Source organism: Shinella sedimenti (genome assembly GCF_022601905.1).
GTDB classification, from domain to species: domain Bacteria; phylum Pseudomonadota; class Alphaproteobacteria; order Rhizobiales; family Rhizobiaceae; genus Shinella; species Shinella sedimenti.
In genome coordinates this window covers 441,617-449,217 of record NZ_JAKVIN010000004.1, presented here as the reverse complement: position 1 = coordinate 449,217, position 7,601 = coordinate 441,617, and the positions used below count along the sequence as shown (strand labels likewise).

Here is a 7,601-nt window from a genome sequence, read left to right as displayed (position 1 = left end):
TCCGTGTTCGTCTTGAAGCTCATGTTCACAAGCCAGTAGATCGGCAAAAGCAAAAACACGATGTAAAACGTCGGCACTAGCCAGGACAGGCTACGCCTGGAGCGTACGCCCTTGCTGACGCGGGCATCGCTGGAGACCGTCTGAAGGGTGGTTGCGGTGGTTGCCTGTGAGGTCATGGTTTCCTCCCTCACGCCTGTTCGTCGCTGCTGGTCATGACCGTGTAGAAGATCCACGACAGAAGCAGGATGATCAGGAAGTAGATGATGGACATGGCCGCTGCCGGCCCGAGGTCGAACTGGCCGATCGCCATCTTCACAAGGTCGATCGACAGGAACGTGGTGGAATTACCCGGACCGCCGCCTGTGACGACGAAAGGCTCGGTGTAGATCATGAAACTGTCCATGAAGCGTAGCAGGAATGCGATCAGCAGCACCCGCTTCATCTTCGGCAGCTGGATATAGCGGAACACGGCCCAGCGTGACGCCCCGTCGATCTTGGCTGCCTGGTAAAAGGCTTCGGGAATGGAGACCAGACCGGCATAGCACAAGAGAACAACAAGGCTCGTCCAGTGCCAGACATCCATGATGATGAGCGTCATCCAGGCATCGAAGATGTTGTTGACGTAATTGTAGCTGATGCCGAGCGACACCAGCGCGTGGCCGAGCAGCCCGATATCGACGCGGCCGAAGACCTGCCAGATCGTGCCGACGACGTTCCACGGAATGAGCAGCGGCAACGCCATCAGCACGAGGCAGACAGGCACGCCCAGGCCCTTCTTCGGCATGTTGAGCGCAATCAGAATGCCGAGCGGGATTTCGATCGAGAGAATGATGACGGAGAACAGCAGGTTGCGCCCAAGCGCCTGCCAGAAGCGATCCGATGCCATGACATCGGAAAACCAGCCCACACCGTTCCAGAAGAACTGGTTGTTGCCGAACGTATCCTGCACGGAATAGTTCACGACCGTCATCAGTGGAATGACCGCCGAAAACGCGACCAGCAGCAGCACCGGCAGCACCATGAACCAGGCCTTGTTGTTCCAGGTCTTGTTCATCGTCAGCCCTCCCTGCCGACACGCCAGCTGTCGGCGTAGATGTTGATGGCGGCGGGATCGAAGATCACGCGCGGCTCGGCGGGGATTTCGCCGTCCTCCGGCACGACGATGGCGATCGGCTTGCCGGCGAATTCCGCCCGCACGATCTTCTGGCGGCCGATGTCTTCGACCTTGCTGATCGAAACCGGCATGCCGTCACGCGAAAGCGAAATGAATTCCGGGCGTATGCCGAGTTCAGTCCTGGCGCCGGCGGCGACAGCCGGCCTGTAATCCAGCGTTAGCGTCTGCCCGCCAACATTTACGCTGCTGCCGTCGATGGCGGCTGGCAGCACGTTCATGCCGGGCGAGCCGATGAAATAGCCGACGAAGGTATGTTTCGGTTTCTCGAAGAGCTCGGCCGGCGTACCGATCTGCACGATCTGGCCATCGTACATGACGACGACCTTGTCGGCGAAAGTCAGCGCTTCGGTCTGGTCGTGGGTGACATAGACCATGGTAAAGCCGAACTGGCGGTGCAGCTTCTTCAATTGCGAGCGCAGCTGCCATTTCATGTGCGGGTCGATGACGGTGAGCGGCTCGTCGAACAGGATCGCGTTCACATCATTGCGCACAAGGCCGCGGCCAAGCGAGATCTTCTGCTTCTGGTCCGCCGTCAGTCCCCGGGCCTTTTTCTTCGCCCAGCTTGCCAGATCGATCATCTCGAGGATTTCGCGCACCCGGCGGTCGACCTCCGGCTCGGCCACGCCGCGGTTGCGCAACGGAAAGGCGAGGTTGTCGTAGACGGTCATGGTGTCGTAGATGACCGGAAACTGAAAGACCTGCGCGATGTTGCGTTGCTGCGTGGACAGATGCGTGACATCCTTCCCATCGAACAGGATGCGGCCTTCGGAGGGCTGCAACAGGCCTGAGATGATGTTCAGCAGCGTGGTCTTGCCGCAGCCGGAGGGACCAAGCAGCGCATAGGCGCCGCCGTCATTCCACTCGTGATGCACTTCCTTCAGCGAATAGTCCGCCTCCGACTTTGGCTTTTCGCCGTAGGCGTGGCGGATATGATCGAGGGTGATGCGTGCCATAACCGTCTCCCCTATGCCGCCATCGCGACCGGCGCGCCGAGCGCCCTGCCATCCGCACCGAAGGCCATCAGATGGCGGGTATCGACATGGACGGTGATCAGCGTATCCGGCTCGATATTGTGGATGCCCGGTGAGAGCATGACCCAATGGCTGCCCTCGAACTGGACGTAGATGAAGCTTTCCGAACCCGCGATTTCCGAGATCGCCGTGCGGACCTGAAGGCTGGCCGATGCCGAATTCTGGCTTGAAAGCGCAAGATGATGCGGGTGGAACGCGATGGTGCAGGGACCGTCCGCCAGCGCAGACAGATGCGCCGGCACCGGCAGGACCGGCTTGCCGCCAACCTCGAACTGCCCGGCCTTCTTTGTGACCTGCATCGTGTTCAGCGGCGGGTCAGCGAAGGTGCGGGCCGTCAGGAGATCGTTCGGCCGGCGATAGACATCGATGGTGCGGCCGAACTGCGTGATGCGGCCTTCGGACATCGTTGCCGTGTTGCCGCCCAGAAGCAGTGCTTCCGAAGGCTCCGTCGTCGCATAGACGAAGATCGCGCCGGAGGCGGCGAAGATCTTCGGCAGTTCCAGGCGAAGCTCCTCGCGCAGCTTGTAGTCGAGATTGGCAAGTGGCTCATCGAGCAGCACGAGGCTGGCATTCTTGACGATGGCGCGCGCCAGAGCCGTGCGCTGCTGCTGGCCGCCGGACAGGTTGAGCGGCGTGCGGTCGAGATAGGGTGTGAGCTTGAGCAGTTCGGCCGCCTTGCGCACCTCGCGGTCGATGGTCGCCTTGTCGGCACCCTTGATGCGCATGGGCGAGGCGATGTTCTCATAGACGGTCAAGGCGGGATAGTTGATGAACTGCTGGTAGACCATGGCGACACCGCGATCCTGCACGCGCACGCCCGTCACATCCTTGCCGTCGAACCAGACGGACCCCGCCGTCGGCGTGTCCAAACCCGCCATCAGCCGCATCAGCGATGTCTTGCCCGACAAGGTCGGGCCGAGCAGCACGTTCAACGAGCCGCGTTCAAGCACGAGATTGGTCGGGTGGATGTGCGTCTCCGCTCCCGCCATCTTCGTGATGTTTTTCAGTTCAAGCATTCCTATCTCCGTAGCTCTTCCCAGACACCGGATTAGGCGCTATCGCCGGGCGTTTACCGCCCCTGCATATAGTCCTCCAGCACAGCCGCCTCGGCGGCCGAAATATGCAATCCTCTCTTCGTTCGGCGCCACAGCACGTCCTCGGCGTGCCGCGCCCATTCCTCCTGCATCAGCCAACGTACTTCGACCTCGTAGAGATCGCTGCCGAAATGCCGCCCCAGATCCTCCGTCGTCCGCGCATCGCCCAGCAGGGCGGACGCCCGCGTACCGTACAACCGCACCAGCCGGCGTGCATGGGCGGGTTGCAGGAACGGAAAGCGCGCGGAAAGCGCCGTCACTTCGCCGTCGAAACCGTCAATGTTGAAATCACCGCCCGGCAGGCGGGAATGCGCGGTCCAGCGCGCACCCTTGGCCCCGATGGCCTCGCCGATCTTCTCCAGCGCGGCCTCTGCAAGCCGGCGGTATGTCGTAAGCTTTCCGCCGAAAACATTGAGCAACGGCGCCTGCCCGTCCGCACCTTCCACCTTCAGCACATAGTCGCGTGTCGCTTCCTGCGCCTTGTTCGCGCCGTCATCGAAGAGCGGGCGCACACCCGAATAGGTCCAGACGATATCGTCGCGCAGCACCGGCTCGGCAAAATACTCGCTTGCCGACGCGCAGAGGTATTCGATCTCCTCGTCCGCGATGTGCACACCGCGCGGGTCGCCCTTGTAATCGCGGTCCGTCGTCCCGACCAGGGTGAACTCTTCCTGATAGGGAATGGCGAACATGATACGCCCATCCGGGTTCTGAAAGAAGTAGGCGCGGGGATCGGAAAATTTCTTCTTCACGACGATGTGGCTGCCCTGCACGAGGCGGACATTGTGCACGTCGTTGCGGCCGACGGCCAAGGAGAGGACCCTGTCCACCCAGGGCCCGGTGGCATTGACCAGCATGCGGGCCTGCATGGTTTCGCGCGCGCCGGTCTCGGCATTCTCCGTCTCGACGATCCAGTGCCCGTTTTCGCGGCGTGCATTGACGACCTCGGTGGCCGTGCGGATATCGGCGCCGCGATCGGCGGCGTCGCGGGCATTCAGCACGACGAGACGGGCATCATCGACCCAGCCGTCGGAATATTCGAAAGCCTTGCGGAAAAGTGCCTTCAGCGGCCGGCCGGCGGGATCCTTTGCGAGATCGAGGGTGCGTGTGGCAGGCAGCAACTTGCGGCCGCCGATATAGTCATAAAGGAAAAGACCGAGGCGGATAAGCCAGGCTGGCCGCAGGCCGCCCTTCTGGAACGGCAGCACGAAACGCATGGGCCAGATGACGTGCGGCGCCATCGCCCAGAGCACTTCACGCTCCATCAACGCCTCGCGCACCAGGCGGAATTCGTAATGTTCGAGATAACGCAGCCCGCCGTGAATGAGCTTGGTGGAGGCTGAAGACGTGCCGGACGCGAAATCCTTCATCTCCGCGAGCACGACCGAGTAGCCCCGCCCGGCGGCATCACGCGCAATGCCGCAGCCGTTGATACCGCCGCCGATAACGAAAATATCGTGGATCACGTCGCCCTGCAAAACACCCTCCCATTTCGCATTGCACAAATTTGCGCATCTGCGAAAGCAAGAAGAGTAAAAACGAAAATATTTCGAATGTCAAACGAATGCAGGCTGAAATAGCTGGCCAGCTCACTCCACGGCGGAAGTCTCGATGAGGCGCACGTCGTTTTCCTGGCAGATCGCCCGGATATCGTCGACGGGACAGCTGTCGGTGATGAAGGTGTTGACCTGCGAGAGGTGGCCGATCCTGACGGGCGCGGTTCGCTCGAACTTCGTTGCATCCGAAACGAGGATGACATGGCGGGCGTTCGCGATGATCGCCTGTGCGACCTTCACTTCACGGTAGTCGAAGTCCAGCAAAGCTCCGTCCTGATCGATTGCAGAGGCGCCAATGACGGCATAATCCACCTTGAACTGCCGGATGAAGTCGACCGCCGCCTCTCCGACGATGCCGCCGTCCGCGCCGCGCACAACGCCGCCGGCAATCACCACCTCGATTGAGGGATAGACGCGCAAGCGGTTGGCAACGTTGATATTGTTGGTGATGACCATCAGTTCCTTGTGGTCGAGCAAGGCTTCGCCCACGGCTTCCGTCGTGGTGCCGATATTGATGAAGAGCGAGGAATTGTTCGGGATCATCGCCGCGGCCGCGCGACCGATCGCCTGCTTTTCCGGCGCGGCAATGGAACGGCGCGCCTCGTATTTCACGTTTTCATTGCCGCTGGGAAACAGTGCGCCGCCGTGAATGCGCGTCAGCACCTTGTCGTCGCACAGATCGTTGAGGTCCTTGCGGATGGTCTGCGGGGTCACGGAAAAGCGCGCGGCGAGGTCTTCCACGAGCACACGCCCCTCGGCCTTGGCGAGATCCAGAATCTCCGCCTGCCGCCCTGTCAGAAACATGATACGCCTCCCACTGCTTTCGTTTTCTTTCATCATATGCAAAAACGAACCCACATCAATTGACCCGCCAAACCTTCTTGGTCCGCGCGTCGCTTTTGTGATACTGCCGGCAAGCGTGATATCGGGAGGAAAGCGCATGTTTCATCCAGCCTTGTTCAAGGGTGCCAACGTCGTCGTTACTGGCGCAGGCCGTGGCATCGGGCTGGAGATCGCCCGACAGTTTCTCGACTGCGGCGCGCATGTGCTTCTGCATGGCGGACGCGCCGCCTCCGGCCCCTTGCCCGATTTCCTGGAGAACGCCGTCGCGGAAGCGCGCGCCCATGTCGTCTATGCGGACTTCCTTGAGGAGGGCGGCATCGGCGCACTCTTGCAGCGGGCCGACAGCCTGTTCCCCCACGTCGATGTACTGATCAACAATGCCGGCACGATGGTCGGCCGTTTCCCGGCCGCCGACCTCACCGACGAGCAATACGAAACCGTCGTGCGCCTCAACCAGACCTCTGTCGTGGAAGTGACGCGCGCATTGCTGCGCTCGCTGCGCCGCGCGCAGCATGCCGCCATCGTCAACACGGTCTCCATTTCCGCGTTGACCGGTGGCAGCCCGGGTTCGGCGATCTACTCGGCCACCAAGGCGTTCGTGTCGACCTATTCCAAGGCCCTGGCCCGTGAGCTTGCGCCCGACGGCATCCGCGTCAACTGCGTCTCGCCTGGCACGATCACGACCGACTTCCATTCCCGCTACTCGTCCACGGAGAAGCTGGAGGCGACGCGCAAGACAATTCCCCTGCAGCGGCTCGGCACGCCGGAGGATTGCGCGCCCGCCTATCTCTTCCTGGCATCCAATGCCCTGTCCGGCTACGTTACCGGCCAGGTGCTGGAGGTGAATGGCGGCCAGCTCATCTGCTGACCGCTCCGGTCCTCACGCGTTGACGTCGATGACGACACGCCCCTTCACCTTGCCTTCAAGGATCTGGTCGGCCAGTTCCGGCAGGTCGGAAAGCCGGCGCTCGACCACCATGGCTTCCAATACATCCATCGGCAGGTCGGCCGCGATGCGGCTCCAAGCATCGACACGCTGGTCGTAGGGCCGCATGACGGAATCGATGCCAAGCAGGCTCACGCCGCGCAGCAAGAACGGGATGACGGTGAAGGAGGGCACCCCCGCACCGGCCGCCAGACCGACCGCGGCGACAGCGCCGTCATATTTCATCTGCTTGAGGACGCGCGCCAGCATGTCCCCGCCTACGGCGTCGATCGCGCCGGCCCAGCGCTCCGATTCGAGCGGCCTGCTGTTTGCCTCGGCAAGCTCCGCCCGCTCCACGATGGTTTCCGCGCCGAGCGATTTCAGATAGCCGGCCGTTTCCGGCCGGCCGGTGACGGCGGCGACCGAGTAACCAAGCTTCGCCAGCAGCGCGACGCCGACCGAGCCGACCCCGCCGGCGGCTCCCGTCACCAGCACCTCGCCCTTCAGCGGCGAGACGCCTGCCTTTTCCAGCGCGATGACGGACAGCATGGAGGTCAGCCCGGCCGTACCGATCGCCATGGCCTGCCGTGTCGAAAGCGTTTCCGGCAACGGCACCAGCCAATCCGCCTTCACCCGGGCCCGCGTCGCATAGCCGCCCCACCACACCTCACCAACCCGCCAGCCGGTCAGCACCACCCGGTCGCCCGGCCGGTAGCGCGGATCGTCGGAAGTCTCGACCGTTCCGGCGAAGTCCACACCCGGCACATGCGGAAAGGTGCGTACCAATCCGCCCTTGCCGTTGATGCACAGGCCGTCCTTGTAATTGAGCGTCGAATATTCAACCGCGACGGTAACATCCCCGTCGGGAAGCCGCGAATCGTCGAGCTCCTGGATCGAGGCGGTGACTGCGCCATCGCCGGCCTTCTCTACCAACAGTGCCTGAAACGTCATCGCGTGCTCCTCCTGTTCTGTACGTCA

The 7,601-nt window shown here is 62.3% G+C and carries 7 protein-coding genes and 1 pseudogene; 1 reads left to right on the top strand and 7 read right to left on the bottom strand.

Annotated elements, in window-relative coordinates; all coding sequences use genetic code 11:
* From MKI86_RS23880 to MKI86_RS12350, 6 genes and pseudogenes are all read right to left on the bottom strand, one after another.
* Positions 1–89: pseudogene (locus MKI86_RS23880) on the bottom strand (carbohydrate ABC transporter permease); the annotation flags it as partial.
* 98 nt (positions 90–187) lie between these two features.
* Positions 188–1,054 (bottom strand): carbohydrate ABC transporter permease, encoded by an 867-nt coding sequence (locus MKI86_RS12370; protein ID WP_241601194.1) that lies wholly within the window; start codon positions 1,052–1,054, stop codon positions 188–190.
* A 2-nt stretch (positions 1,055–1,056) separates the two neighbouring features.
* Positions 1,057–2,127 (bottom strand): ABC transporter ATP-binding protein, encoded by a 1,071-nt coding sequence (locus tag MKI86_RS12365; RefSeq protein ID WP_241601193.1) that lies wholly within the window; start codon positions 2,125–2,127, stop codon positions 1,057–1,059.
* An 11-nt stretch (positions 2,128–2,138) separates the two neighbouring features.
* Positions 2,139–3,221, bottom strand: a complete 1,083-nt coding sequence (locus tag MKI86_RS12360) for an ABC transporter ATP-binding protein (RefSeq protein ID WP_241601192.1) — start codon at positions 3,219–3,221, stop codon at positions 2,139–2,141.
* A gap of 53 nt (positions 3,222–3,274) precedes the next feature.
* Positions 3,275–4,777 (bottom strand): glycerol-3-phosphate dehydrogenase, encoded by a 1,503-nt coding sequence (glpD, locus tag MKI86_RS12355; RefSeq protein WP_241601191.1) that lies wholly within the window; start codon positions 4,775–4,777, stop codon positions 3,275–3,277.
* 111 nt (positions 4,778–4,888) lie between these two features.
* Entirely contained in the window at positions 4,889–5,659 is a 771-nt protein-coding gene (locus MKI86_RS12350) for a DeoR/GlpR family DNA-binding transcription regulator (protein ID WP_241601190.1), read from the bottom strand.
* A gap of 136 nt (positions 5,660–5,795) precedes the next feature.
* On the opposite strand from MKI86_RS12350, the gene MKI86_RS12345 reads away from it, so the two are divergent.
* A complete protein-coding gene (locus tag MKI86_RS12345) occupies positions 5,796–6,566 on the top strand; it encodes an SDR family NAD(P)-dependent oxidoreductase (RefSeq protein WP_241601189.1) in 771 nt (256 codons plus the stop codon).
* A gap of 12 nt (positions 6,567–6,578) precedes the next feature.
* Here the strand turns inward: MKI86_RS12345 and acuI are convergent, their stop codons facing one another.
* On the bottom strand, positions 6,579–7,574 hold the full coding sequence (acuI, locus tag MKI86_RS12340; RefSeq protein ID WP_241601188.1) for an acrylyl-CoA reductase (NADPH): 996 nt from the start codon (positions 7,572–7,574) through the stop codon (positions 6,579–6,581).
* Positions 7,575–7,601: the final 27 nt, after the last annotated feature.